At 43.6% G+C, this 26947-nt stretch carries 22 protein-coding genes; 6 read left to right on the top strand and 16 right to left on the bottom strand.

Translation table 11 applies throughout. The annotated features are described in order from the left end of the window. Positions 1-9: 9 nt before the first annotated feature. Positions 10-483 (bottom strand): sigma-70 family RNA polymerase sigma factor, encoded by a 474-nt coding sequence (locus tag BSHG_RS02490; protein ID WP_005789761.1) that lies wholly within the window; start codon positions 481-483, stop codon positions 10-12. A gap of 224 nt (positions 484-707) precedes the next feature. Next, complete coding sequence (locus tag BSHG_RS23600; protein ID WP_025814533.1) at positions 708-938, bottom strand: hypothetical protein; 231 nt, start codon at positions 936-938, stop codon at positions 708-710. A 119-nt stretch (positions 939-1057) separates the two neighbouring features. Between BSHG_RS23600 and BSHG_RS23800 the strand changes: the two genes are divergently transcribed. Further along, a complete protein-coding gene (locus BSHG_RS23800; RefSeq protein WP_080690373.1) occupies positions 1058-1240 on the top strand; it encodes a hypothetical protein in 183 nt (60 codons plus the stop codon). 59 nt (positions 1241-1299) lie between these two features. On the opposite strand, the gene BSHG_RS23370 is transcribed toward BSHG_RS23800, so the two are convergent. The 3 genes from BSHG_RS23370 to BSHG_RS02480 all read right to left on the bottom strand — a co-directional run bounded on the left by BSHG_RS23370 (position 1300) and on the right by BSHG_RS02480 (position 3744). Continuing rightward, positions 1300-1461 (bottom strand): hypothetical protein, encoded by a 162-nt coding sequence (locus BSHG_RS23370; RefSeq protein ID WP_005789763.1) that lies wholly within the window; start codon positions 1459-1461, stop codon positions 1300-1302. 82 nt (positions 1462-1543) lie between these two features. Beyond that, complete coding sequence (locus tag BSHG_RS02485) at positions 1544-2563, bottom strand: lysylphosphatidylglycerol synthase transmembrane domain-containing protein (protein ID WP_008661282.1); 1020 nt, start codon at positions 2561-2563, stop codon at positions 1544-1546. A 29-nt stretch (positions 2564-2592) separates the two neighbouring features. Continuing rightward, positions 2593-3744, bottom strand: a complete 1152-nt coding sequence (locus tag BSHG_RS02480) for a glycosyltransferase family 4 protein (protein ID WP_005789766.1) — start codon at positions 3742-3744, stop codon at positions 2593-2595. A 302-nt stretch (positions 3745-4046) separates the two neighbouring features. On the opposite strand from BSHG_RS02480, the gene BSHG_RS02475 reads away from it, so the two are divergent. Continuing rightward, a complete protein-coding gene (locus BSHG_RS02475) occupies positions 4047-6230 on the top strand; it encodes a GH92 family glycosyl hydrolase (protein WP_008661284.1) in 2184 nt (727 codons plus the stop codon). A 23-nt stretch (positions 6231-6253) separates the two neighbouring features. Further along, positions 6254-8791 carry a S9 family peptidase gene (locus tag BSHG_RS02470; RefSeq protein ID WP_008661286.1) on the top strand — a complete coding sequence of 846 codons (2538 nt, stop codon included), beginning with the start codon at positions 6254-6256 and terminating at the stop codon, positions 8789-8791. Between the two features lie 255 nt (positions 8792-9046). On the opposite strand, the gene hisS is transcribed toward BSHG_RS02470, so the two are convergent. Then, positions 9047-10411 (bottom strand): histidine--tRNA ligase, encoded by a 1365-nt coding sequence (gene hisS / locus BSHG_RS02465; protein WP_008661288.1) that lies wholly within the window; start codon positions 10409-10411, stop codon positions 9047-9049. Between the two features lie 95 nt (positions 10412-10506). Between hisS and BSHG_RS02460 the strand changes: the two genes are divergently transcribed. Next, positions 10507-11895 (top strand): TPR end-of-group domain-containing protein, encoded by a 1389-nt coding sequence (locus BSHG_RS02460; protein ID WP_005789783.1) that lies wholly within the window; start codon positions 10507-10509, stop codon positions 11893-11895. A gap of 102 nt (positions 11896-11997) precedes the next feature. On the opposite strand, the gene BSHG_RS02455 is transcribed toward BSHG_RS02460, so the two are convergent. The 5 genes from BSHG_RS02455 to BSHG_RS02435 all read right to left on the bottom strand — a co-directional run bounded on the left by BSHG_RS02455 (position 11998) and on the right by BSHG_RS02435 (position 17449). Further along, positions 11998-13128, bottom strand: coding sequence for a 6-bladed beta-propeller (locus BSHG_RS02455; protein WP_080698864.1), 1131 nt, complete (start codon positions 13126-13128; stop codon positions 11998-12000). Between the two features lie 317 nt (positions 13129-13445). Further along, a complete protein-coding gene (locus tag BSHG_RS02450) occupies positions 13446-14132 on the bottom strand; it encodes a zinc metallopeptidase (protein ID WP_005789787.1) in 687 nt (228 codons plus the stop codon). A gap of 118 nt (positions 14133-14250) precedes the next feature. Next, on the bottom strand, positions 14251-15555 hold the full coding sequence (locus BSHG_RS02445; protein WP_008661295.1) for an alpha-L-fucosidase: 1305 nt from the start codon (positions 15553-15555) through the stop codon (positions 14251-14253). Positions 15556-15692: 137 nt separating this feature from the next. Then, positions 15693-16964, bottom strand: coding sequence for an adenylosuccinate synthase (locus BSHG_RS02440; protein ID WP_008661298.1), 1272 nt, complete (start codon positions 16962-16964; stop codon positions 15693-15695). After that, entirely contained in the window at positions 16961-17449 is a 489-nt protein-coding gene (locus BSHG_RS02435; RefSeq protein WP_005789793.1) for a Fur family transcriptional regulator, read from the bottom strand. The genes BSHG_RS02440 and BSHG_RS02435 overlap by 4 nt, the downstream gene beginning before the upstream one ends. A 95-nt stretch (positions 17450-17544) precedes the next feature. Between BSHG_RS02435 and BSHG_RS02430 the strand changes: the two genes are divergently transcribed. Beyond that, complete coding sequence (locus BSHG_RS02430; protein ID WP_008661302.1) at positions 17545-19212, top strand: ArnT family glycosyltransferase; 1668 nt, start codon at positions 17545-17547, stop codon at positions 19210-19212. 97 nt (positions 19213-19309) lie between these two features. On the opposite strand, the gene BSHG_RS02425 is transcribed toward BSHG_RS02430, so the two are convergent. The 3 genes from BSHG_RS02425 to BSHG_RS02415 all read right to left on the bottom strand — a co-directional run bounded on the left by BSHG_RS02425 (position 19310) and on the right by BSHG_RS02415 (position 22584). Beyond that, the gene (locus BSHG_RS02425) at positions 19310-19972 is read right to left on the bottom strand and encodes a DNA alkylation repair protein (RefSeq protein WP_008661304.1); all 663 of its coding nucleotides are present in this window, start codon (positions 19970-19972) and stop codon (positions 19310-19312) included. A 3-nt stretch (positions 19973-19975) separates the two neighbouring features. Further along, complete coding sequence (locus tag BSHG_RS02420; RefSeq protein WP_008661306.1) at positions 19976-22027, bottom strand: dipeptidyl-peptidase 3 family protein; 2052 nt, start codon at positions 22025-22027, stop codon at positions 19976-19978. A gap of 92 nt (positions 22028-22119) precedes the next feature. Continuing rightward, a complete protein-coding gene (locus tag BSHG_RS02415; protein ID WP_005789808.1) occupies positions 22120-22584 on the bottom strand; it encodes a helix-turn-helix domain-containing protein in 465 nt (154 codons plus the stop codon). Between the two features lie 233 nt (positions 22585-22817). Here BSHG_RS02415 and recQ point away from each other — a divergent pair, with 233 nt between their 5' ends. Beyond that, entirely contained in the window at positions 22818-24623 is a 1806-nt protein-coding gene (gene recQ / locus BSHG_RS02410) for a DNA helicase RecQ (protein WP_008661309.1), read from the top strand. A gap of 394 nt (positions 24624-25017) precedes the next feature. On the opposite strand, the gene BSHG_RS02405 is transcribed toward recQ, so the two are convergent. Next, the gene (locus BSHG_RS02405; RefSeq protein ID WP_008661311.1) at positions 25018-25869 is read right to left on the bottom strand and encodes a tetratricopeptide repeat protein; all 852 of its coding nucleotides are present in this window, start codon (positions 25867-25869) and stop codon (positions 25018-25020) included. A 74-nt stretch (positions 25870-25943) separates the two neighbouring features. Then, entirely contained in the window at positions 25944-26894 is a 951-nt protein-coding gene (gene cysK / locus BSHG_RS02400) for a cysteine synthase A (protein WP_008661312.1), read from the bottom strand. Between the last annotated feature and the right edge of the window lie 53 nt (positions 26895-26947).

Genomic DNA, 26947 nt, shown 5'->3' on the forward strand with positions numbered 1-26947 from the left:
TCCTTTATTCTATTGGTTCGACATCTTTTTTAATTTATCTTTGATCCGATGCAACTTGACAGCTACTGTATTTCGGTTACTTCCGGTAATGGATGCTATTTCGTCATAACTATTTTCATCCAGCCATAGCAGGACAAGCATCCGTTCATATCGGTCGAGTTGACATATCAACTGATACATCTCTTTTAAAGAATCATTGCGCAAACAGTCATCATACACTCCGATATCCACGCTCAATGGTACATAATCCAGTACTTTCTTTTTCCGTAAATCCGAGATACAAGTATTTAAAGCTACGCGATATATCCAGGTAGACAATTTACTTTCATACCTGAATTTAGGATAAGAACACCATAAGTTGACTACTACTTCCTGATAAAGATCGTTCAAATCTTCCTGATTGGAGGCATACATAAAACAGACTTTATATATCAGCGCTTTGTGTTCAGTCAGTAGGTCTATAAAATCTTTTTCTATTTCCATGTTTTTTGTCTCTTTTAATCCATTAGTCGATAAAACCAGAAAATAGTTTCAGCAAAAAAGAAATAAATTAAAGTGGAAGATAAAGGTGGAATATAAATGGCCTCAAAACAGCATCTTCCACCAGGATAGGCATCTTGTAATCAACAACATACATCCTGAAAGGTGGAAGATGGAAGATCGAAAATCATTTTTCGGGTTCTTCTTCAAATTTGGTGGTAAATTCTTTATTTCTTTATTTTCAAGTTGATAATTGTCCTTTTTGCTTGCTTTAATAAGAAAAGACAGACACCGGCTGAATAAGATAGCTCAAGTTTCGGAAATGAGTTTACGCCGTCTGAACCGGTATCTTCATCCTTATACCTTTTTTCAATTAACATTGTTAACGCCTTTTGCGGGTTGGCAGGTTCTTGTGCGCAAATAACAAGTCTTTTGCATTTAAAGAACTTTTTATTCACATCCAAAGAACAAGCTTTAACACTGTGTTAAAACAAAGCTTTTGAGGACAGAAATCTTACTTTTTAAAGATATTGATTTTCAGACAGTTTAGTCTAAGATTAGCTTCTTCACCTCACGGATGGACTCTTCGGGAGAAAGCCGGGATATCTACTTTTTTGTCAACTATAAACGAGGGCTTACACTTACGAAAACCGAATTAGATTCCATGAGTAAAAGAAAACTTACCACCAAATTTGAAGAACCATTTTTCGTAGGAGAAGTATGTTTTATAAAGACAATATTTCTCCTACGGATACTTTAAAGCATCACACATTTCCCGGAAATTGGTCAAATCATTTCTCCGGATACAAGATAATCAGGCTACTTGTTTATACAAGCTATCTCAATGGCCAGCTCTTTATATTTCTTAGTAGTATTGACCAACGAACTGCCTACATAAAACAAAAACACCAGACTGACAATGGTCATCAATGTTCCTATCATGGCGAAACGACTTTTTTGCTGTAATTCTTCTCTACTCATAGGAGGATACTCTTTTAATTTGGGTATGACAAAGATAGCGGCAAGAATTTACGTTCTTTTTACAGGCTTGTGACAACGTTGTTTAATCTCTCAACTTCTTCACCCAACCGGGAATAATGATAGCACCTATCAGCAAATACATATAATAAGTAATAATCCGCCAAACGAAAGCAACGACCAAAGCCATACCTGCCACATCAAAAAAATCGGCATAATATTCACGAAACATATATTCGCTTACTCCGCTTCCACCGGGAGTAGGGCTGATAGTCATCACTACCCATAGAATCAGCTGACGCACAAAAGCCAACAGTTGGCTGCCCGAAGTGGTAAAGGCTATCAGCAAAGCATTGACTACCAGATAACGTGAAGTCCAAGCCAAGCAAGTAATCCCAAAAGCTTTCAACCAAAAGGTAAAAGACTTCTGACTCATCTCTCTGGAACTTAATACCAGATTGTCCGTAAGTGTTTCGATGGCCTTGTGCCAACGGCGAAGCAGTGGCAAGCGGAAAATAGTGAGCAACAAACGTTTTACCCATTCCGGACGGCGGAACAATGCAAGATATAACAGGAAAGTCCAAATCGTAACGACTCCATAGACCAGAAAAAACAGTACCTCTATTCCCGAAGATAGAATCGCCACATTACCAAACAGATCATCGAATGAAAATAGAAGTAAAGCAAACGGACAGGCCAATACAAGAAATAGCTCATCCAGAAACAGGCAGGAGATAGTCAAAGCTGTACTGCGTCCGGCATTAATGCCTTCTTTATTCAAAAATAACACGATCAGGCTACTCCCTCCCACGGCAGAAGGAGTCACTGCCGATGTAAATTCACAAAGCATATTTACCCGGAATGCCTGACGCCAAGTTAATTCCCGGTCAGTAATAAAGCGGAAACGCCACATCAGCCCACCGTCTCGTCCAAACATAAAAAGTACGGCAAGTAGCAATCCGCCTACCAGATGCCAAGAGAAACGAATGCCACTGAAAAGTTCCGGATTGAACTCCCGGTAGAACAACCACCCCACCACCGACAGCCCTATCAGGACGGGAAGCAGGATATAGCCGGTTTTAAAGGTTTTAATAGAATCTGACATAATGGAGGAAGAGAGTTTCAATGATAATCTTATTTATTTCCGTTTCGCTTTATCAACCGGTTATAACGATCGTACACTTCACCGGCCACGTCTTCCCATGACCGGGCAATAGTTCGTGATGCCTCCTCTCCCACCTGTTTTATTATAGCAGTACTGCATAATATTTCACGTATGCGATTGGAATAAGCCTCTGTGCTATTGGGACTCAGAAAACCATTTACCGAATCGGAGATTATTTCCGAAGCGGTAGAATCCCTGATCAATACCGAAGGAGTACCCAATGCAGCCGCTTCACGTATCACCAACGGAGCGTTATCGTACAAAGAAGGAAACAGAAACAGATCGGCAGCAACATAATAACGTTTCAAGATCTCGCGTTCCACAATACTACCTACAAAAGACACTTTGGAAGCCAATCCCAGTTCCACAACCTTTTGTTTCAATTCATGGCTTGCATAGCCTGAACCGACAAAGTACATCCGAAAAGGTACATCAGACAAACGGACAAGCGAATCGAGCAAAAAACCGAGATTTTTCTCCCAAATATGTTGACCGACAAAAAGAAACATAAACTCCCCGGAACGGATACCTAAAGTCCTCCGAGCCTCCTGCCGGACAGATTGGAGAAAAGGCGTACCTGCAAAATCATTTCCGTTATCCACCACTTCTATCCTGCCCTTATACCCATACTCCCGCAACGTCTCTTCGACAGCTGCCTGGGGAATCCACACTTCATCCGCAGCTTCGTAAAAACGAATCACCTTTTTTATCAGATAGTTCACCAACAGACGGGAAGGAATGGCTCTCTCAAAATCCGCCCGGTACTTGGAGTGAAACGTAGCTACAATCGGAACATGCTGTTCTTTGGCAATCTGCATGGCCAGTGCTCCCGAAGAAAAGGGACAATGGGCATGTACCAGCTCGAATGAAAGCCGGCTGATACGCTCGTGAAAAGGCCAATCGATGCGCGGAAAACCCAGTCTGTAAGGCTTTCTCATAGGAATGGGAACAGATGAATAGCGGTAAACCGGATATTCTTCCGCATCTCTCGCATCAGGTGACTTAGGAGTCACCACACAAACATTCCCCGCCTTCCTATGCAGCCAGTAGGCATAGTTCTGTGTAGTAAGTGATACCCCATCCATGATCGGAGGGAAACAATCATTAAAAAGACCTATCATTGTATTCCATTATCTGTTTGCAAAGAAACAGCTTACGTATTACAATTGTTTGACGGAAGTATGACGAGAGTGTTCTTCTGCAAGAGATAACGGGTTCCCATCTCCTCTGATCCGTCCGTCTTCTAAATTCCTTGCTTACAGCCTTCTTCCTTTATTCTGTACGATACTGTCAGTTTTTTCCTTATTTTTGCCCGAAAAGTGAAGATAAGCCGCACTTTGGCATAAAAAATGAACGAGTTCATTTTATTCTGCCCTCAGTTTGCTTATCTTTGTCACAAAAATAATTTATCAAGGTCATTGCTATGAAGTTCAAATCAACCTTTATGACTGCATGTCTGGGGATCGGTCTTTGCACCTCCTGCACTCCCGAAACTCCGACAGCACCCCAAGACTACACTCAGTACGTAAACACCTTTATCGGAGCAGCCGACAACGGTCACACCTTCCCGGGTGCTTGCCTGCCTTTCGGGCTGATCCAGGCAAGTCCGGAAACCAACGCCATCGGATGGCAATATTGCTCCGGATACAATTATCAGGATTCGCTGATCTGGGGATTCTCACAGACTCACCTCAACGGCACCGGTTGCATGGATCTGGGTGATCTACTGGTAATGCCTGTCACCGGGCAGAGAGTTCGGGACGACTATAAAAGCGGATTTTCTAAAAAGACAGAAAGCGCTACTCCGGGCTACTATACCGTAGAACTCGATAAATATAAGGTAAAAGCAGAACTGACCGCTACGGATCATGTAGCCCTGCATCGTTACACTTATCAGAATGCCGACTCGGCTTCATTGCTACTTGACTTACAACACGGCTTGGTATGGAATCCCCAACAATACAAATCGCATGTCAAAGCCTGTGAAATCAACTGGGAAGATGCACAAACACTGACCGGACACGTACGTAGCAGTGTATGGGTAAACCAAGATTTGTATTTTGTCATGAAATTCAATAAACCGGTGACCGACTCCATCTATCTGCCAATGGAAGAGACGGAAAAAGGAAAACGCCTGATCATGAGCTTCGACATGAAACCGGACGAACAGTTGCTGATGAAAGTCGCTATCTCCACAGTCGGTGTAGACGGTGCCCATAAGAATATGGAGAAAGAATTGGCTGACTGGGACTTCGACGGGACAAGACAAAAAGCAAAAGACAGCTGGAACAGTTACCTGAGCCGCATCGAGGTAACAGGTACTCCGGATGAATTGGAGAATTTCTATACCAGTTTCTACCATGCACTGATACAACCTAATAATATTGCTGACGTGGACGGAAGATACCGCAATGCCAAAGATTCGATTGTAAAATCCTCATCAGGCGTTTATTACTCTACTTTTTCAATTTGGGATACCTACCGAGCCGCCCATCCTTTCTATACTCTGGCCGTACCCGAACGAGTAGACGGCTTTATCAATTCGATGATCGAACAAAATCAGGCACAAGGCTATTTACCCGTCTGGACCTTATGGGGTAAAGAAACGAATACGATGATCGGTAACCACTCGGTTTCGGTTATTGCCGAAGCCTACAAGAAAGGTTTCCGCGGCTTTGATGCCGAGAAAGCATTCGATGCCATCAAACAGACACTGACCGTTTCACATCCGAAATCGGACTGGGAAACTTATATGAAATACGGCTACTACCCGACAGACAAAGTAGATGCCGAATCGGTTTCACGCACCCTCGAATCGGTTTACGATGATTATGCCGCAGCTACCATGGCCGGGTTAATGGGTAAAAAAGAAGATGCGGAATACTTCGGGAAACGTTCGGAATTCTACAAGAACCTATTCGATAAAGAAACACAGTTTATGCGCCCGCGTTATGCCGACGGACGTTGGAAGACTCCTTTCAATCCCAGTGATCTGGCACATGCAGAAAGCCGTGGGGGCGATTATACAGAAGGAAATGCCTGGCAATATACCTGGCATGTCCAGCACGATGTACCGGGATTGATCGAACTGTTTGGCGGTAAAGAAGTTTTCCTCAACAAACTGGATTCATTGTTTACTATCGAACTGAAAGGAAGCGGACTGGCCGACGTAACCGGACTGATCGGTCAATATGCTCACGGTAACGAACCAAGTCATCACGTCACTTTCTTGTACGCACTGGCCGGAAAGCCGGAACGCACTCAGGAGCTGATCCGTGAAATCTTCGATACCCAATACAAAAACAAACCTGACGGGCTCTGCGGCAATGACGACTGCGGACAGATGTCGGCTTGGTATATGTTCAATGCCATGGGATTCTATCCGGTCGATCCGGTGAGCGGACATTATGTGTTCGGTGCTCCGCAGATGCCTAAAATTGTTCTCCATCTGCCGGATGGTAAAACGTTTACGGTCATTGCCGAAAATTTATCGAAAGAACATAAATATATCGACAGTATCACACTGAATGGTGAACCCTATACTAAAAACTACATTTCACATGAAGATATCGTGAAGGGAGGTACACTGGTGTACAAAATGAAATAACCAATTATAAACTCAAAACTACAATGGACAAAAAGTTACTGATGATGGCGCTGTTGATAACAACAGGACTTGCCACACATGCACAGGAGAAGCTGACCCGCTATCAGGTGAGGAACGCCATTACGGTGCGTACTCCGATCATGAACGATAGCATCAACCCGAAAGGAGAAAAACACACAGCCAAAGCATTGCTACAAACACCGGTAGTACTCGACCTTGCCAATGCACCGACTCAAATGACAGCTGCCGATACAGCCGGTCTGGTCACCTTCGCGAAAGCTGATAAAGACAATCTGCTTTACCTGATCAAAACCCAACTGCGTGCCGAACGCTTTATGAAAGGTAAACTGAAAGTGACCTCTCCGGTCAGATGGGAGCTTTTCATTAATGGTGAATCGAAGATGGTAAAGGATGCTTCGGAAGACAGCATCTCTAAAGCAGCAACCAAAGAGGTCGCTTTACGCCTCGAACCCGAAATGGATTATGAAATAGCTATCAAACTGCTTTCGACTCCGGACGACAAAACCGTACCTTCACTGAAATGCGAACTGGTAAAAGATGACAAATTCAAAGAAGTGGCATGCAGCACCGATCCTGAACAGAAACATCGTTTCTCACTCGATAACACAGTATACGGTAACCGTGCCATAGCTGTTTCCGTATCACCGGACGGAAAATATCTGCTAACCCGTTATTGGGATAACCATTCGCTGAAACGTTCGCGCACTTATTGTGAACTGACCGAACTGAAAACAGGAAAAGTGCTGCTCACTAATCTGAGAGATGGTATGCGATGGATGCCGAAAAGTAATAAACTGTATTATACAGTAGTGGCTCCGGAAGGAAATGACGTTATCACTCTCGATCCTGTCACACTGAAAGAAGAAGTTCTTTTGCGAGGTATCCCCGAGCAGGGATTCAGTTGGTCGCCCAACGAGGACTTCCTGATATACTATCCCCGTGAAGAAGGTGTAAAAGATGAAGGTCCGTTGAAACGTATTGTCAGCCCGGCAGACCGTATCCCCAATACACGCGGACGCAGCTTCCTGGCCAGATATGACATCGCCAGCGGAACATCAGAACGGCTCACTTACGGTAATCACAGCACTTATATGCAGGACATTTCACCGGATGGTAAATATCTGCTTTACAGCAGTTCAAAGGAGAATATCACGCAACGTCCTTTCTCTTTGAGCTCTTTGTTCCAGGTAAATCTTGAAACATTGGCCGTCGACACACTGTTCTTCGAAGACCGATTCCTCGGAGGAGCCAGCTACTCACCGGACGGTAAGCAATTGCTATTGACGGCAAGCCCGGAAGCTTTTGACGGTATCGGTAAGAATTGCGGCAACCACCCTATCGCCAATGACTTCGACTCTCAGGCATTTATCATGGATCTGGCTACCCGTAAAATCGATCCGATCACCAAAGAATTCAATCCGTCTGTCAACTTCCTGCAATGGAACAAGGGTGACGGTTGCATCTACTTCAGCACCAATGATGAAGATTGCCGGAATATCTATCGCTATTCACCCAAAGATCGTAAGTTTGAAAAGCTGAACCTGGAGACTGATGTCACCAGTGCATTTGCCATGTCGGAAAACAATCCGTCATTGGCTGCTTATATCGGACAGGGATGCTACAATGCAGGAGTCGCTTATGTATACGACCTGAAAAAGAAAACCTCTCGACTGATAGCCGACCCGATGAAACCGACTCTGGAGAGAATTGAACTGGGCGAAATGAAACCCTGGAACTTCACAGCTTCAGACGGAACAGAGATCAAAGGGATGATGTGTCTGCCGCCTTCATTCGACCCGAACAAGAAATATCCTCTAATTGTGTACTATTACGGAGGAACGACTCCCACAGAACGGGGGATCAGTAATCCGTACTGCGCACAGTTGTTTGCTTCACGCGACTACGTGGTATATGTTATCCAGCCGAGCGGAACAATCGGATTCGGACAGGAGTTTTCAGCACGCCATGTCAATGCCTGGGGCAAACGTACTGCGGACGACATCATTGAAGGTACCAAACAGTTCTGCAAGGAACACCCGTTCGTGAATGATAAAAAAATCGGTTGTCTCGGTGCATCTTACGGTGGATTCATGACACAATACCTCCAGACTCAGACGGATATTTTCGCCGCCGCAGTTTCACATGCCGGTATCAGCAATGTGACCAGTTATTGGGGTGAAGGCTATTGGGGATACGGTTATAATGCCATAGCGGCAGCAGACAGTTACCCCTGGAACAATCCGGAACTGTTCACCAAACAAGGTTCGCTCTTCAACGCCGATAAGATCAACACTCCACTCTTACTGCTGCACGGCACCGTAGATACCAACGTACCTATCGGTGAAAGCATCCAGCTATTCAATGCTCTGAAAATATTGGGTAAAACAGTAGAGTTCATCACTGTAGATGGAGAAAACCACTTTATTGCCGACTATCCGAAACGCGTGCAATGGCATAACAGTATTATGGCATGGTTTGCCCGCTGGTTGCAGGATAGTCCTCAGTGGTGGGAAGATATGTATCCGGAACGTCATTTATAAAACACATTCCACTGAAAAAGACAGGGAGAGCACTGATTTATTACGAAGATAATCTGAAAACAGTTAAAACTCTGTGATCTTTATGGTGGTGGAATCCGATGAAAACAGCAATCATCAATCCAATCAGTATTGGCGTTGAAAAGACTTATAAAAAAGAACGGGGCCTTTGGTTTTAAACCAAGGTCCCGTTCCTTTTATCTCCTTACCTTTTTTACACCAACAGTCCCCGGTTTTAAAAAGGTAAGGGCATTTTCCTTATTTTGTTAAAGCGCCAATCAGTTCTTCAGCAGTAACCAATTGCTGTTCACCGCTTTCCATATTTTTCAGCATAGCTTTTCCCTCATTCATTTCATTCTCACCTACGATAGCAACGAAAGGAATGTTCTTAACATTTGCATAACTCATCTGTTTCTTCATTTTCGCAGCGTCGGGAAATATCTCGGCACGAATACCGGCTGCGCGGGCCTTAGACAGAATACCCATAGAAAAAGCAGCTTCTTTCTCACCGAAGTTAATAAACAGAAGCTGAGTTCCATTAACGGCCTCCTTCGGATACAGTTCCAACTGGTTGAGCACATCGAAAATACGGTCGGCACCAAACGAAATACCTACGCCCGATACCCCTGCCATACCGAATACACCAGTCAGGTTATCGTAACGACCTCCACCGGTGATACTGCCAATCTGCACATCAAGCGCCTTCACCTCAAAAATAGCACCTGTATAGTAATTCAATCCACGTGCCAATGTCAAGTCAAGCTCTATTTCGTTTTTCAGTCCCATCGTTTGAAGGGTATTCAAAATAAACTCACTCTCTTCCACTCCCTTCAAACCTGTTTCGCTATCGGAAAGTACAGTCTTCAGTGTAGCCAACTTCTCAGCATTGGTTCCACTCAGAAGAATGATAGGTTGCAGTTTGGCAATAGCCTCTTCACTGATACCCTTCTCGGCCAGCTCTTTATTGACATTGTCCAAACCGATTTTATCCAGTTTATCGATTGCTACTGTAATATCTACTATTTTATCCGCCTCTCCTATGATTTCGGCAATACCGGTCAGAATCTTACGATTATTGATTTTAATGCAAACGCGGATACCGAAACGGGTAAACACCGTATCAACAATCTGCATCAATTCAACTTCGTTCAGCAATGAATCACTGCCTACGACATCAGCATCACATTGGTAAAACTCACGGTAACGTCCTTTCTGAGGACGGTCGGCACGCCATACGGGCTGAATCTGATAACGTTTGAAAGGGAAAGTAATTTCGTCACGGTGCATCACTACATAACGGGCGAAAGGCACTGTGAGGTCATAACGCAAACCTTTTTCACAGAATTTACTTGCCAGCTTAGCCGCATTGCGACTCAACAGCTCTTCGTCAGTAATGCCTGAAAAATAATCACCGGAATTCTGAATCTTAAAAAGTAGTTTGTCACCTTCTTCACCATATTTCCCCATCAGGGTAGAAAGCATCTCCATAGAAGGAGTTTCTATCTGCTGGAAACCATACAGATGATAAACGTCACGAATGGTATTGAATATGTAGTTACGCTTCGCCATCTCTACGGGCGAAAAATCACGTGTTCCTTTAGGTATACCTGGTTTTGCTGCCATTGTTCTAACTGTTTTATTGAATTGAGTTGCAAAGTTATATGAAATAATTGATTATTGAAACAGAAACCACAGACTTTCTGTGAATCTGTAAGCAAATGTATCCGGTGTCCGGTTCCGTTAAGACTGTTCATTTTCGGACAATACTTTTTAATGCCATTCTGCTCAATAAGAGATATTTATTAATTTGGTATACTATTTGCTTTCTGAAAGACAAAGAAATCACATTATCTAACAGAAATCATATGAAAACAGTTTTTTTGATCATTACAATGTTATGCCTTGGACTATCGGGAATGGCACAAAACAACGAAAAAAAAGAATTTGAGAGAAAGTACAGCGCACTCACTCAGGAAGTAGCAAACGCCCGCAAACAGAAAGATTACAAAAAGGCCGAGAAATTAAATTGGGAGAAACTGAAGTTGTATCAAGGATTGCCTCAACAACTTCAGGAAAATGCAAAAAATATAACAGGATTGGTTTATTACGACCTTGCTTGCTATCAGGCACTTCAGGGAAAGAAAAAGGCAGCCCTAAAAAACTTTGAGAAGGCTTTCAACTCCGGATGGAATGATTACAACCATGCTAAAGGTGACAGTGACATCGACAATTTACGTAAAGAGAAGAAGTATCTGGAAATAATGGCTAAAATGCGTCTGGACAGTGACTATCTGTATATTCTGCAACAAGCCGAAGGATACAACAGAACTGAAACAAAACCGATATGTTATAATGAATCAGTAACTGACACTCTACCCCGCTTCACCTACATGAATCCTAACGACAGTAATCTGGTACAGTTACGGAAACATTTCAACCTGGATAGCATCGCCGGAAGCGGAGACGAGATCTCTAAAATCAAAAACCTTCTCTACTGGGTTCACAACATAGTTCCGCATGATGGCAATTCACGTAATCCGGAAGAGCGGAACACAATAGCCATGGTAGAACTTTGCAAAAAGGAGAACCGGGGCGTAAACTGCCGGATGATGGCACAAATGCTGAACGAGTGCTATCTGGCTATGGGATTCAAATCCCGTTTCATCACCTGTATGCCCAAAGTGATGATCAACGATTGCCACGTCATCAATGCGGTCTACTCCAACACCCTCGACAAATGGTTATGGATGGACCCGACATTCAACGCTTATGTAACAGATGAAAAAGGAAACCTTCTGGGCATTGGTGAAGTGCGCGAACGCCTCCGCAACAATCAACCCGTTGTACTAAACGAAGACGCAAACTGGAATAATAAGAATAAGCAGACCAAAGAGTATTATCTGGATTACTATATGGCCAAGAACCTGTATTACGTAACTTGCCCTCTGCAAAGCGAATATAACGCAGAAACAAACTATCCGGGCAAAAAGTGGCCGATGTATATCTCGTTAGTTCCGGAAGGATACAGTAGCAATGGAAAGCCCGGTGCCACCGCCTACGACTCACATAATGACTCTTACTTCTGGCAATCACCTTATCAAGAATAAGCCTAAAAGACCAAACGATATTATCCTCAAGCGTCATAGACAACATCAACTCTAAAACGCCATTTATAGAATCTATGATGTTTGGGGCAACCTTTAAACGACTTACTTCACATGATATGTAAAAATAACCGGATTGTCTCCCTCCTTTATCTGCCCTAGCAAACTGGACATTTTTTCATTAATATCTTCTTCAGCAGACAATTTCTTTTGCTCGCATAGTACTTCAGATGAATAAATGAAGAAAATCCAACTTTGTTTTCCCTCTACCGACATATAATTGGGCAAAGGCAACTGATAATCCGTATTGATAATTACCTGATAATTGTTCACTGTACTAGTGGCTTTTGAAAGCAAACACATGCCAGGTTGGTTGGTTCTAAACAACAAATAGGAAGGAGTATCACATAAATCAGTCATAGTATATACATATTTTCCTTGATAACAGAACTGATTCAAATCATTACATTGGAACTGACGCTGCTTATCACTCTCCGGAAAAGCCTTATCTTTCCAATCTACCATATAAAGTGGTTCAATCGATTCTCCCGTTATCCGATATATATGATTGTCAAACTTACGGGTAAATAGCACTGAGGCAGTATTCGTAATTTGGTAATTACCAGAAGAACAAAACGGTGCTGTTTCGTATAAAGGTTCTAATAAAGAAGTTTGTTTACCCGTTTCCTTATTAATCACTATCAGAGAATAATCTGATACCACTCCATTAGCATAAGTATCATTCCGCAAATAGATAAATCCTTTATCCACGGCAAAAGATTGATACATATCGTCTAATGGATAAGAAGACAGGTATGTACCCTCCAAATCATAGTAAAGAATTTGCGAAGGATAGGTTAAAAGCAACAATTTATTTTCTGCTTCATTAATAGCGATATCGAACAGGTCAACATACTCTCCCTTCCCATTCCCCACAGCATGTATCGTAAATAAATGTTTCCCGGAAAGAGTATAACAAAGCACCTGCTTCATCCGCTTATCCAGAATAAAATATCGTCCGTTAGATTCATAGACTCTATCAATGTTATTTATTAAAGCTTCTTCATTTGTTTCGGGCATAAAAAGAGATAAGCTATCTAAGAAAAACGTATCAGCTATCATAGAAGAACCGACTTCAAAAGAAACCGGCTGCACCCGAGACTCTGTAGCAACATGACTACAGGCCCCCAACAATAAAGAAATGCAAAATATAAAAAAGGCTGTTCTAATTTTCATACTTCTCAATCTACCGGAACCCAACTTTCGGTTATACCTAATGTACAGTTTATCACTCTAACTCCAAAACAGGATGTTTCTGTTACCACGCGATATGCAAAAACGTTTTGTCCTCTCAGGGTTATAAGATAAGGACCATATTGATTGGTATTTGATTTTTTACTATATACCCGATCTCCACCATCGGCATTTACAAAGATATATATAAAAAGAGACTATCAACATTTAGAACATAAAAAAAACACTTCCCTATACACAATAAAAGAGGCTCCGCAGAAAAATCTACGGAGCCTCTTTTATTGTGTATAGATGAAAGATCACTCTCTACGTCCCATAAATATCATAATGTAGTAAATCAGTGTAGCCAACGAACCAAGGGCAGCAACTACATAAGTATAAGCGGCTGAACGAAGGGCATCTTCTGCCTGTCTATGATTATATGAATTCGTTATACCTGAAGCACTCAGCCATACCAATGCACGCTTACTTGCATCGATCTCCACCGGAAGGGTGATAAAACTGAATAACGTAGTCATAGCAAACAAGATAATGCCGGCAAACAACAACTGAGGGAAAGGCTCTAACAGCAAAATACCGGCAAGCAACAACCATGTCATCCACTGAGAAGCGAACGAAACGACCGGTACCAGCTTGCTGCGCAGTGTCAAGGGTGCATAAGCCCGCGCATGCTGCACCGCATGTCCACACTCGTGAGCAGCTACGGCAGCGGCCATGATACTGTTACTGTCATATACTCCTTCACTCAGATTCACTGTCTTATTGGCAGGATTATAATGATCGGTCAACTGTCCGGGAGTATGAGTCACCTGAACATCGTATATTCCGTTATCTTGTAACATTTTAATAGCTACGTCGCGTCCTGTCATTCCATTTCCTGTCGGTATCTTGGAGTATTTTTTGAACTTGTTCTGCAGATTCATCTGCACCAGCCAGCTAACGAGAGCAATGCCAATAAAAATAATCCATTGAAATCCTATTACCATATTCTTTCTTATTTAATTGTTATATATGTGTTATCATACAAATAGCTTGCCAAAAATAAACAAAAGCGACGTACAGGGAGTTTACCGTACATCGCTTTTATGAAGAATTAGCTAAAAATTAGTCAATTGTAAGTTCTACCACGTAGTCTACATCCGTTGGAACTTTAGCAAGTTCCAGTACAATTCCTTCCTTATTCTTTGTGAAACGTACCGGTGTTTTGTCAGCAAAGACCACCGCCTTTTTCACTTTCTTATCGACAATAGGCAAGAAGAGTGCCTTATCCTGTAAATTAAGAATGTGTACATAAAGTTTATTGCCTTTTTGAGTCGTTACTCCCCAATCATGCGGAGCAACCAGACCGCCTCTGGTTCCATAAATAGTTTCACCATATTTCGACATCCACTCTCCCACTTCCTTCAAGCGCTGAACGGCCACTTCCGGAAGTTCACCATCAGGTTGCGGACCGATGTTCATCAACAGATTTGCATCTTTACCGGCAGCTTTCACCAGATAGTGAATCAAAGTTTTAGTCGATTTATAATTCTGATCTGTAATCTTATATCCCCACATACCATTCATGGTCTCACATGTTTCAAGAGGCAGATGGCTGACGCTTTGTCCCGAAAGTCCTGCAGTATTCTCTCCCGGCAAATCACGCTCGAAGATTTGAATATCTTCTCCGGCAAAAGGTGTCTGATGGTGGTTGTTACCTACCAGGCAAGCCGGCTGCAAACGATGAATAAGTGCATATTGCTCGGGAAGTTCCCAATCGAAATCGGGATTGATGTCCTGATCCCACCAACCGTCAAACCAGATAGCGCCGATCGGACCATAATTAGTCAGCAGCTCTGTCAGCTGATTATTCATAAACTGATAATAGCTCTTCCAATCTCCTTTCGGATTGGGACGTCCGGTTCTACGTCCGGTTCTTCCCTGAGGAGCATCTTCACGATACCAGTCTATATGTGAATAATAGAAGTGAAGTTTGATGCCATGTTTGGCACATGCATCGGCCAGCTCCTTCACCACATCACGTTTGAAAGGAGTCGCTTTTACAATGTTATAATCAGAGTACTTGGTATCGAACATCGAGAATCCCTCGTGATGACGAGTAGTGAAGCAAATATATTTAGCTCCGGAAGCCTTGATGGCTGCTACCCATTTGTCTGCATCAAACTTCGAAGGATAGAATCCCCCGGCCAGTTTGGCATACTCTTTATAATTCAGGTTATTGTTTGTCATCGTCCACTCTCCGGTAGCGAGCATGGCATAGAGTCCCCAATGAAGGAAGATTCCAAACTTATTGTCCTGAAATTCACTCCGGGCTTTCAGGTTAGCCTCTGTCGATTGATACTTTTGCTGTGCTGTCAGGGAAGCTGTCATTCCCACTAATAGCAAAAACGTAATAAAATGTTTCTTCATAAGTATTATAAATAAAAAGGCCTCACTTCGGGCCTCTCCGGAAAGAGAGGGAGGAAGAAAGGCCTCATTTTAAATCAATGCTTTTTATAAAGTCTGCTTTTCCTTCTCCACAAAAAAGGGAGAAAGGTGAGGCTTTCTTATTCTTCTGTATATCTAATGATAGTTTGTTCGCGGTCAGGACCTACCGACACAATCTTGATCTGTACGCCCAACTGTTCTTCAAGGAATGAAAGATAAGCATTGAATTCTTCAGGGAATTCATCTTCACTCTGCATTTTTGTCATATCAGTCTGCCATCCAGGAAGTTCCACATAGATCGGCTCTACCTCATCGGTTATGTCGTAAGGGAAGTAATCGATCTCTTCACCATTCATCTTGTAAGCAACACAAGCTTTGATCGTTTCGAACGTATCGAGTACGTCGCTCTTCATCATGATCAGCTTAGTGACACCGTTAACCATAATAGAATACTTCAGTGCAACCAGATCCACCCATCCGCAGCGGCGTTTACGTCCGGTTACCGAACCAAACTCGTGGCCAAGTGTACAAATCTGATCCCCTGTCTTATCGAACAACTCTGTCGGGAACGGCCCCGAACCTACACGTGTGCAATAAGCTTTAAAGATACCATATACATCACCGATCTTATTCGGAGCAACCCCCAAACCTGTGCATGCACCTGCACAAACTGTGTTCGAAGAAGTTACGAACGGATAAGAGCCAAAATCAATATCCAGCATAGTACCCTGAGCACCTTCGCAAAGAATGGATTTGCCGTTATCGAGCAAACCGTTTATTTCATGTTCACTATCCACCAACTGGAATTGTTTCAAGTATTCGATTCCTTCGAACCAGGCTTTTTCAAGTTCTGTCAAATCATCTTCATAGTTCAAACCTTTCAGGATCTGTTCGTGGCGAGCTTTTGCCGCAGCATATTTCTGTTCAAAGTTATGCAGGATATCACCTACACGAACGCCATTACGGCTCACTTTATCCGTATAAGTCGGACCGATACCTTTTCCGGTAGTTCCTACCTTAGCATCGCCTTTGGCAGCTTCATAAGCCGCATCCAAAATACGGTGTGTAGGCAAAATGAGGTGCGCTTTCTTCGAAATATGCAGTCTCTCCTTGAGGTTATGTCCCGATGCCTCCAGCGCTTCTGCCTCAGCTTTGAACAAAGCCGGATCGAGCACAACACCGTTACCGATGATATTTACCTTGTCCCCCTGGAAGATACCTGAAGGAATGGAACGAAGCACATATTTCTGTCCTTCGAATTCAAGTGTATGACCGGCATTCGGGCCACCCTGGAAACGTGCAACCACATCGTATTTCGGAGTTAAGACGTCGACAACTTTTCCTTTACCTTCGTCGCCCCATTGTAATCCTAATAGAACATCTACTTTCATTTTTCTTTTTTATTGTTGTTATTTACTCTTTTTCTCTTATTTGCCCTGTCGCATTTACTACATATACCATATATATATAAGGAGTAATGCGAAAGTTGGAATTTACTTAATTTGGTGTTTTCAATCGCGTTCTGCAAAGCCTCGTTCTGAAACTCGGTGACCTTGCCGCATTGTGTACATATCTGGTGATGATGCGTCTCGCGATTATATGATTTTTCGTATTGGGAGGAAGTACCGAACTGATGTTTGATAACCAGCCGGGCATTGATAAGTAAGATGATGGTGTTATAAAGCGTAGCTCTGCTCACCCTGAAATTCTCCTGATTCATCATCTGTGAATACAGCATATCGATATCGAAATGCCCGTCAATGGAGTATATGGTGTCCAGTATCGCATAACGTTCAGGAGTCTTGCGATGTCCGTTCGCATTTAGATATTCTGTGAATATCTGCCGTACCGTATCTTTCACATTTTGAGTTTCCATATCGGCGCCGTTTTAGCGCCAACAAAGTTAATTGTTTTTTGCGGAAAGCAAAAATATATCTGTAAATTTGCAGCCAACCACTAAAAAAATGTTTTATGACAAGAGTCCCCTTTACACAAAACTATCGCTGGCACTTGCCTCTCCTCCTTCTCGTTTTCTGCTGTTCTTTCTTCATTAACAATGGAGCTATCTTTGCAGATATCATGGAGTCGAGAAATATCATCACTGCACGTGAGATGGTATACGATCATAATTGGCTGGTGCCAACCATGAACGGAGAATTAAGATTGGAAAAGCCTCCTCTCCCCACCTGGATTGCTGCCATAACCGAAATGATTTCGCCAGACAACCTTCCTTTACAACGCGCCATGGCCGGATTTGCCGCTGTCATGTTAGTACTCTTTTTTTATAAATTCGCCACCAAGCTAACCGACAACCGAACCTATGCCCTGGTATCTTCGCTCGTCTTATGTACTTCGTATAACATTATTCTGATGGGACGTACGGCTACCTGGGATATCTACTGCCATGCGTTCATGATGGGAGCCATTTATTATCTTTATCTTGCTTTAAGGCAGAATCCATGCAAGTGGACTTATTTTATCGGTGCAGGTATTTTTATGGGATTATCTTTTCTCGGCAAGGGTCCCGTATCTTTCTATGCCCTGCTTCTCCCGTTCGTATGTGCCTACATCTTATATTACCGCAAAGAGACTCAAATGAAAGGAAAGTGGATTGCACTCGCTGTCATGATTCTCATCGGCATCGTACTCAGCACTTGGTGGTATGCCTATATTTATATCTATCATCAAGAGATGGCTTCCTACGTGTTTCACAAAGAGTCTTCTTCCTGGAGTAATCACAACGTACGTTCCTGGTATTATTACTGGCAATTCTTTTTGGAGACGGGTGTATGGTCACTGCTGACACTGACCACTCTTTTAGTACCCTTCTGGAAGAAGCGAGTAGAATCATCTAAAGAATATCTGTTCTGTCTGAGCTGGATGTTACTGATCCTTTTCTTTTTGTCCCTGCTTCCGGAAAAGAAAACACGCTATCTGCTCCCGATATTGTTGCCCGCAGCCCTGACAATGGGACATCTATTTGTATATTGGATTCGGCAGGCAAAACAAAAAATGCCACAACTTAAGGATAGGGTACTCTACCGCATCAATGCTTACTTGATTGTAGTAGCCGCATTGGCCCTACCTATAGCGCTTTATCTATTCATGTACCGGGAAGGACGGATGGGAACGGGAATGTTCGTATGGTTGGTCGTATTGTTCCTGACAGTAGCAGTATGGCTATTCCGATCTGCTTTCAAACTTCAGCCCTTTTCCTTCCTGATGGGAATCGTGGCGTTATTTGCTGTTGCCGAACTATTTGTGATGCCTTATATAGGAAGTTTTGTGAGCAACTCGGATCCCAAAAGTATCAGTGCTACCCGAGAGAATCCGGAACTACAACCTTTACCGTTTTACCACAGTAAAGACGAAGTGTTGCGCATCGAACTGGTATACGAAGCACATAAAAAGATCGGGGACATGGATTTAACCAATAAAGAAGAGATCATAAAAGCGCTGCCGTTCGTCCTTATCTCACAAAAGCCGGCGGAACTGCTGATTCCGGATTCTATCCGAAAGGACCTGAACCTCCGTTTTATTGATTGTTATGATAACAACCGCTGGGCAAAAGGACATAAAAGATATGACAGCGTATTTATCAGCAATGTGACAATTGTAGAACCGATAAAGGAACAATAGACAGAAGACAGTATATAAAAACGATGAATGGTGAACAATAAAGGGTATATTCGTAATCAATACCACCCGTTTATTGTTCACTATCCGTCATTTATAATCAATCGTTTATCTCGGCTTTCACCATCGCATACAGCATCTGTTCCGCCTCTTTTTCAGAGTTCTCCATGCCTTCTACCAGACGGCAAACTTGAAAAGCATGTTCCTCACTATGCTGCATATACTTACGGATGGCAAGCATTGCCGCATTGCGAACATGATAACTCCCTGACTGTACGGCACAAATCGCCTGATCGAGCAACTCACCGGCAGGACGCTGGGCCATATCTCCCTTTTTCATCAGCAACCGGGCTATGGTGAGATAGCCACACACTTGTGTATATTCCGCCTCATCCGCAATCCATTGGAAAGTTTTCGCCGGAGCATAAGGCAAATTTTGAAACAGATTCATACATGTCAGTTCAGCTATCTCAATATTCCGAATATCCTCTACCCAAATATCGGCTATCTCGGGAAAGAAAGTATCTATCGGCTGTAATAAGCCTGCCAGAATCTTACATTCACGGATATTCTCTTTCCACAAGGCTTGTGCCAGATCATGACTCTTCTCGTAAGCGGCAGCAATGCTTTTGATACGGGGCAATTCAACACCAAAGTTCAGTTTATAGTCCAGCCCCTTTTCACGCATGCTTTGAGACACGACTCCGTTCATAGAGAGGCGGAGCTGTGTTTTTATATCTTTCAGTTGTTCTTTTACGTCCATAAGTTAATCATTTATAGAAGGCAGCGGCGAATAGTCCCTGCTATAACGCAGCATCTGCTCGGCATAGCCTTCATCATAGGTTACTTGTACATCTACTATATTTCCCTGCTCGTCAATGACCGCATCGTATCTCGGATTCACAAATCCCTTATAAGGTGCCAGGTTCAATTTTTTATAACGAGTCAATACTTCGGAATGAAGTTCCGGGTCTACTTTCACGGCATAGGTCTCCACCAATGAGCGGGCTGCGTCAAAGTCTCCGGTAGACTTGATACGTTGTATCTCGGCCAGCAGTTCGCCGAACAGATGACGAAGCTTCTGATAATCGTTTACTACGACATAAGTCTTTCCATCTTTCTGTACCATTTCCACCACTTTATCAGCCTTTCCTTTCTCAAATACCCAACGGGCAATAAGCTGACGATTACGCATATGCGCCTCTTCAACACTGTTGCCCGGCTCGATACGCACCAACTGGGTCATGAGTCCATTCATCAGATAAGTATAATATTCGGCCTTATAAGCATCTTCACTCGGCACCAGTCCCAACTCCAGCAGTTTGGGATCAGCTACATAATAAAGACCGAACAGATCGGCACGTGCCTCTTCTATTGTAGAGCCATAGGCTTTCAATGCATCCGGATCGACTCCCGGAAGCAACTTTCCGGAACCGTGTCCCAGGCATTCGTGCAGGTCGGTATGCAGTTCACCCGTCAGATCGGCATATTTATCAATCAGCTGCTTTTCTGTGTCACTGTACACAAACTCCTCGTTGAACCCGTTTCCGTGGGCCGCCTTATTATAAGCATCGGTAATATTCCCGATAGTCACCGACTTGGAACCGTGATGACTGCGAATCCAGTTAGAATTGGGCAAGTTGATGCCAATGGCAGTCGAGGGATATAAATCTCCTCCCAAGATAGCGGCAGTGATTACTTTGGCAGTTACTCCTTTCACCTTTTCCTTTTTAAACTGTTTGTCCACAGGTGAGTGATCTTCGAACCATTGGGCATTACTGCTTATCAGTTCTGTCCGACGGGTGGCCTCCAGATCTTTAAAATTCACAATCGACTCCCAACTGGCTTTCATGCCAAGCGGATCACCATAACTTTCGGTAAATCCGTTTGTGAAGTCAACACGGGAATTCAGATCCTTCACCCAAAGAATGGCATATTCGTCAAACGTCTTCAGATCACCGGTCTCATAATATTCAATCAACTTGCCGATAGCCGCTTTCTGAGCATCGTCTTCGGCCACTCCTTCAGCTTTCTTCAGCCAATACACAATCTTCTCGATAGCCTGAGTATAGAGTCCCCCTACTTTCCAGACCTTCTCTATTATTTTTCCGTCTTCTTTCACCAAACGGCTGTTCAGCCCGTAAGAGACAGGAGTTTCGTCTTTAGGATTCTTCAACGCATTATAAAAAGCCTCAGCCTCCTGCTGAGTCACCCCGTCATAGTAATTGCTGGCCGAAGTCAGCACCAAGTCTTCACCATCGGCCTGATTCACACGTTTCGGCATTACCTTCGGATCGAAGATCACGGGAGACAGTTCTTCAAAAAGTTGTTCTACCGTCTGCCCTTGAGCCAAAGGGAGCTTCGAAGCGTCAACACTAAGCAATGCCTGCTTCAGAAACTCCGGTGTAAAGCCCGGAACAAACTTCTCCGAGCCATAATGGTGATGAATACCGTTCGAGAACCACACACGCTTCAGATAGGTGGTCAGATTCACAAAGTCCGGGCTGTTTCTGTCACCCGCATAATCCGTATAGATCGTCTCAAGCATCCTCCGGATGGTAAGATTGTATTTTCCGTTCTGATCGAACAGGATATCCCTTCCTTCGAGCGCAGCTTGAGTCAGATAGTATACCAGCTCTTTTTGTTTGAGAGTTAAATTCTCAAATCCGGGTACGCGATAGCGTAATATCTGTAAGTCTGCAAATTGTTCCACTGTATATTTAAAATTATCTGCCTCAGCAGTGTTTGTTTTTTTGGCGCCGCCGCAAGCAGTCAACAAGATTACGGTTGCAGCCATTGAAATTAAATGTTTCTTCATACTTTAGACATTATGGTTATAAAACAAAAAAGGAAATATCTCAAAGACATAGCCTGAGATAATTCCTTTTTATTCCGTTTCAAGAAATGCAATTATTTCTTTTTTTCTGCGTGTTTTTTACGATATCCGTTGGGTGTTTCACCTACGTTTTTATAAAATGCAGCGTAAAAAGACTGACGGTTAGCGAAACCAACCATCGCACTGATTTCCTCTACATTCTTGTCGGCATATCTTTTATCCGTCAACAAGTGCAAAGCATCTTTTACTCTGTACTCGTTCAGCAGGCAAGAATAGTTCATACCAAAGCGAGAATTAACTACAGCTGAAAGATAACGGGTATTGGTTTTCAGTTCCTTAGCCAAATCCTTAGCTGAATAGTCCGGGTCTCTGTACTTCTTCTGTACAACAATGATGTTCAGGATTCTGTCGTACAATTCATCTGCCAATTCGGGTCTGATCAAAGACCGGTAAGCAGCTTTCTTTTCTTTTTTCTCCCTTAAATTGTAAGGGCGTTTTTTAGGAGTTTCTTCCTGGGTTTTGTTTTCTAAATCACTCATTGAATTAACTGGTTAGGGTTTGTTTTTAAATATCACTATTAATTTGTAACTTTAGATGTCACAAATTTCATACATTATTTTGATATACACAACTTTTTCGTATATATTTTTGATATAAAAACAATCAAAATCGTCGAAAAGTAGGTAAAAAGGGCCGTTAATAAGAATATTTAACTTTTAATAACCCGAAAATAAAGCGTACCTTTGCCCGAAAGATGAACGAAAAATATCAAATGATACAGACCCTCAAAACTTATTTCGGTTATGATAGCTTCCGTCCTTTGCAGGAAGAGATCATCCACAACCTGATAAGTAAAAAAGACTCACTGGTATTGATGCCTACGGGGGGAGGCAAATCAATCTGCTATCAGCTTCCGGCTCTGCTTATGGAAGGCACAGCCATTGTTATTTCGCCCCTTATTTCACTGATGAAGGATCAGGTAGAAACTCTACGTGCCAACGGAATACCGGCAGGTGCACTAAACAGCAGCAATGACGAAACCGAAAATGCCAACTTACGCAGAGCCTGCATCTCAGGACAACTTAAGCTCCTCTACATCTCGCCCGAGAAATTACTGTCTGAAGCCGACTATCTGCTGAGAGACATGACTCTCTCACTGTTTGCAGTGGACGAGGCCCACTGTATTTCACAATGGGGGCATGACTTCCGCCCGGAATATGCCCGGATGGGATTCTTACGCAACCAGTTCCCCAATGTGCCTATGATCGCCCTGACTGCTACGGCAGATAAAATTACTAGGGAGGATATCGTCCGCCAGTTGCAATTGAGACAACCGCAAATATTTATTTCATCGTTCGACCGCCCCAACCTGAGCCTGTCTGTAAAAAGAGGCTATCAACCCAAGGAGAAAAGTAAAGCGATCGTAGATTTCATTACCCGTCACAGGGGGGAAAGCGGAATCGTCTACTGCATGAGCCGTAGTAAGACCGAAACAGTGGCACAGATGCTGCAAAAGCACGGCATCCGTTGCGGTGTGTATCATGCCGGATTGTCCGCCCGGCAACGCGACGAGACACAGGACGACTTCATCAACGACCGGATAGAGGTGGTATGTGCCACTATCGCTTTCGGAATGGGTATCGACAAATCAAATGTGCGCTGGGTGATACATTATAACCTACCTAAAAGCATCGAAAGCTTTTATCAGGAAATCGGCCGTGCCGGACGCGACGGCATGGCAAGCGACACTATCCTGTTCTACTCATTGGGTGACTTGATTCTGCTGACAAAGTTTGCAACGGAGAGTAACCAACAGAATATCAATCTGGAAAAATTAAACCGGATGCAACAATATGCCGAATCCGACATCTGCCGGCGGCGTATCCTCTTAAGTTATTTCGGCGAAACGACTACGGAAGATTGTGGCAACTGTGATGTATGCCGAAATCCACCCGAGCGGTTCGACGGCACCATCATCGTCCAGAAAGCCTTAAGTGCCATTGCCCGCACCAACCAGCAGGTAAGCATCACTCTCCTGATAGACATTCTAAGGGGAAACCCAACGACTGAAATCACAGAAAAAGCATATACAGAATTGAAAACGTTCGGAGCCGGAAGAGACATCCCCGCACGTGACTGGCAGGATTATCTGTTGCAAATGCTGCAAATGGGTTACTTCGAGATAGCCTACAACGAAAACAATCACCTGAAAATAACAGGGAGCGGCAGTGACGTTCTTTTCGGCCGTAAAAAGGCAATGCTGGTTGTCATCCGCAGAGAAGAGCCTGCAACTGCCAAAAGAAGAAAAAAGAGTGCAGCCACCCCCACACAAGCATGGGCAGAAGAAAGCAGAAGCAAAGAAGAAGACCTGTTCGAAGCATTGCGCGCATTACGCAAACAGTTGGCCGATCAGGAGGCACTCCCGGCTTACATCGTATTGTCGGATAAAGTATTGCATCTGCTCTGTCTGTCACGTCCCACGACAGTCGAAGCCTTCGGTAACATCAACGGGATTGGTGAATATAAAAAGAAAAAGTACGGAAAAGATTTTGTTGCCCTGATCCGTCAGTTCGTATAGCAAAAACGGAAACCCCAGCTGAATTTTGTCAATAGTATTTTTATGTTTTATTAACCGAATAGAGGAGCTGCCAATTACAATAGGAGATATTCCCGTAACATATATTGTAATATAGCAGAACAAAGCTTCATCTTTATCGGAAGATGGCGTCTGTCCGGGTCGAAGCAACCTTCTGTTTGGGTTGGAAAGCCAGACTTTCATCCGCCCCAAACCTGACTTTTCCCCACGTACACCGGCTTTCCGGGCCGATAAAAAGAATAAGTACGAAAAAAGGGAGAAGCTGTCAGCTTCCCCCTTTTACTGTATTTTAATCTGAATATAGTTTATGATTACGCAGACAAAGATACGACAATCAATAACAAAAGTCAAGTTTTAGGACTCTTATTTTTCCGGATTATTTGCATTGTTGCATCTGTTCGTGAACATCGGCAGGAGGCACTCCCAGCGAAATAGCTTTTTCGAAGTCCGCTTTTGCCAGCGATTTCTTTTTCTGATCGAGATAAATGTCACCCCGCAACAGATAGGCATCGATCGAGTCGGGCGCCAAGCGAATGGCCTCGTCCAGATCGACCAATGCAAGATCATCATGTTTCATATCCCGCTCCACATCGGCACGAGCCACATACAAAACCGCATCTTCGGGAAACTCCACCAGTAATTGGTTCAGGATATCCAGAGCTTCACGGAACTTGTTTTCTTTCTGTTCCAGAGTCCCCAATCCGAGACGTCCGTTATAGTTCTTCGGATCGATTTCGAGCAAACGCTGATAATCCAAACGGGCACCTTTATAATCCCGTCGCAACATATAAATATACGCCCTCATCAACAGCGCCTCCGTATTCTTCTTATCTACATCCATCACCTGGCAATAGTCCACATAAGCCTTGTCCTGCATACCCTGTTCCAGATAAATGGCAGCACGATTCAACAAAATAGGTACGGCAAGCGGAGCAATGTTGAGTGCATAAGTATACGACTCGACAGCATCATTATAACGTCCCAACTTGCGTTGTACCAAGCCGAGATTGGAGAACAGCAGAGCATTATGGGCGTTCTTCGGCTCCAGTTTCAAAGCTTGTTTCAGGAGGTCTTCAGCTTGTACCAGACTGTCTTTTCCGACACACTCCACAGCCTTTTCAGAAAGTTCCTGATAGGTCTGGGCAGAAAGGGAAACAGACAAGAGGCAGGAAAAAAGAAGAAAGAGGAACTTCCTCCTCACCCCTTCTCTTTCTCGAAAGGGAATCATGATAGTTTTTCGATTCATAAATAGTATATTAAAAGCGAATATTATAAAATATCAGACAATTGCAGATATTCTTTTCAGTCCAACGGATAAGCGTCAAATGCGAATAGCTCGGTGGTAAGATAGCGTTCGCCGGTATCCGGCAACAGAGTCACAATCATTTTTCCTTTAAATTCCGGACGTCCGGCCAGTTGACGGGCTGCATAAACAGCTGCTCCGGAAGAAATTCCCACCAACAATCCTTCTGTCGAGGCCAATTCTCGTCCGCCACGAATCGCTTCATCATCGGGCACAGGCATGACTTCGTCCACAACCGAAGCATCATAAATGCCGGGCACGAAATTCGCTCCGATCCCCTGTATACGGTGTGAAGCTGCTTTCCCGCCTTCGAGTACCGGAGAGGATGCGGGCTCTACAGCTACTATATATACATTCGGATTATGTTTTTTTAATGCACGGGCCACCCCGCAAACAGTACCTCCGGTTCCTACTCCCGCCACGAATACAGCCACTTCTCCGTCCGTATCCTGCCAGATTTCTTCACCGGTAGACCGAGCATGGACTTCGGTATTCGCAGGATTCTCAAACTGTTGCAGAATGACCGAACCAGGAATCGACTTTTTCAGTTCCTCTGCCTTGGCAATGGAACCGGCCATTCCCTTCTGTCCGTTAGTCAAAACAATCTGGGCTCCTAATGCCTTCAACAGATTACGGCGTTCCAGGCTCATGGTTTCGGGCATGGTCAGTATAAGGCGATACCCTTTGATAGTGGCCACCATCGCCAGTCCCACACCGGTATTGCCACTGGTAGGCTCGATGATAGTGGCACCGGGTTGCAGCACTCCTCTCTCTTCGGCATCCTCAATCATCGAAAGTGCCACGCGGTCCTTTACGCTTCCGGCAGGGTTAAACGACTCCAGTTTAGCAACTATATTCTCTTGAAGGCCGTATTTACGACTATAACCGGACAACTCCATCAATGGAGTATGGCCTATCAGTTCGGTAAGTTTCTTTGCGATTTTTGCCATATATCTCTCTGTTTTACCACAGTTAATGCGCAAAGATAAAGAAAAGAATCGTA

This window comes from Bacteroides sp. 3_2_5 (genome assembly GCF_000159855.2).
GTDB lineage: Bacteria > Bacteroidota > Bacteroidia > Bacteroidales > Bacteroidaceae > Bacteroides > Bacteroides fragilis.

What these genes read in the sequence shown, in the direction of transcription:
- BSHG_RS02490 (WP_005789761.1), bottom strand. Translation starts at nt 483, where the DNA reads ATGGAAATAGAAAAAGATTTTATAGACCTACTGACTGAACACAAAGCG.
- BSHG_RS23800 (WP_080690373.1), top strand. Translation starts at nt 1,058, where the DNA reads ATGGACTCTTCGGGAGAAAGCCGGGATATCTACTTTTTTGTCAACTAT.
- BSHG_RS23370 (WP_005789763.1), bottom strand. Translation starts at nt 1,461, where the DNA reads ATGAGTAGAGAAGAATTACAGCAAAAAAGTCGTTTCGCCATGATAGGA.
- BSHG_RS02485 (WP_008661282.1), bottom strand. Translation starts at nt 2,563, where the DNA reads ATGTCAGATTCTATTAAAACCTTTAAAACCGGCTATATCCTGCTTCCC.
- BSHG_RS02480 (WP_005789766.1), bottom strand. Translation starts at nt 3,744, where the DNA reads ATGATAGGTCTTTTTAATGATTGTTTCCCTCCGATCATGGATGGGGTA.
- BSHG_RS02475 (WP_008661284.1), top strand. Translation starts at nt 4,047, where the DNA reads ATGAAGTTCAAATCAACCTTTATGACTGCATGTCTGGGGATCGGTCTT.
- BSHG_RS02470 (WP_008661286.1), top strand. Translation starts at nt 6,254, where the DNA reads ATGGACAAAAAGTTACTGATGATGGCGCTGTTGATAACAACAGGACTT.
- hisS (WP_008661288.1), bottom strand. Translation starts at nt 10,411, where the DNA reads ATGGCAGCAAAACCAGGTATACCTAAAGGAACACGTGATTTTTCGCCC.
- BSHG_RS02460 (WP_005789783.1), top strand. Translation starts at nt 10,507, where the DNA reads ATGTATCCGGTGTCCGGTTCCGTTAAGACTGTTCATTTTCGGACAATA.
- BSHG_RS02455 (WP_080698864.1), bottom strand. Translation starts at nt 13,128, where the DNA reads ATGAAAATTAGAACAGCCTTTTTTATATTTTGCATTTCTTTATTGTTG.
- BSHG_RS02450 (WP_005789787.1), bottom strand. Translation starts at nt 14,132, where the DNA reads ATGGTAATAGGATTTCAATGGATTATTTTTATTGGCATTGCTCTCGTT.
- BSHG_RS02445 (WP_008661295.1), bottom strand. Translation starts at nt 15,555, where the DNA reads ATGAAGAAACATTTTATTACGTTTTTGCTATTAGTGGGAATGACAGCT.
- BSHG_RS02440 (WP_008661298.1), bottom strand. Translation starts at nt 16,964, where the DNA reads ATGAAAGTAGATGTTCTATTAGGATTACAATGGGGCGACGAAGGTAAA.
- BSHG_RS02435 (WP_005789793.1), bottom strand. Translation starts at nt 17,449, where the DNA reads ATGGAAACTCAAAATGTGAAAGATACGGTACGGCAGATATTCACAGAA.
- BSHG_RS02430 (WP_008661302.1), top strand. Translation starts at nt 17,545, where the DNA reads ATGACAAGAGTCCCCTTTACACAAAACTATCGCTGGCACTTGCCTCTC.
- BSHG_RS02425 (WP_008661304.1), bottom strand. Translation starts at nt 19,972, where the DNA reads ATGGACGTAAAAGAACAACTGAAAGATATAAAAACACAGCTCCGCCTC.
- BSHG_RS02420 (WP_008661306.1), bottom strand. Translation starts at nt 22,027, where the DNA reads ATGAAGAAACATTTAATTTCAATGGCTGCAACCGTAATCTTGTTGACT.
- BSHG_RS02415 (WP_005789808.1), bottom strand. Translation starts at nt 22,584, where the DNA reads ATGAGTGATTTAGAAAACAAAACCCAGGAAGAAACTCCTAAAAAACGC.
- recQ (WP_008661309.1), top strand. Translation starts at nt 22,818, where the DNA reads ATGATACAGACCCTCAAAACTTATTTCGGTTATGATAGCTTCCGTCCT.
- BSHG_RS02405 (WP_008661311.1), bottom strand. Translation starts at nt 25,869, where the DNA reads ATGATTCCCTTTCGAGAAAGAGAAGGGGTGAGGAGGAAGTTCCTCTTT.
- cysK (WP_008661312.1), bottom strand. Translation starts at nt 26,894, where the DNA reads ATGGCAAAAATCGCAAAGAAACTTACCGAACTGATAGGCCATACTCCA.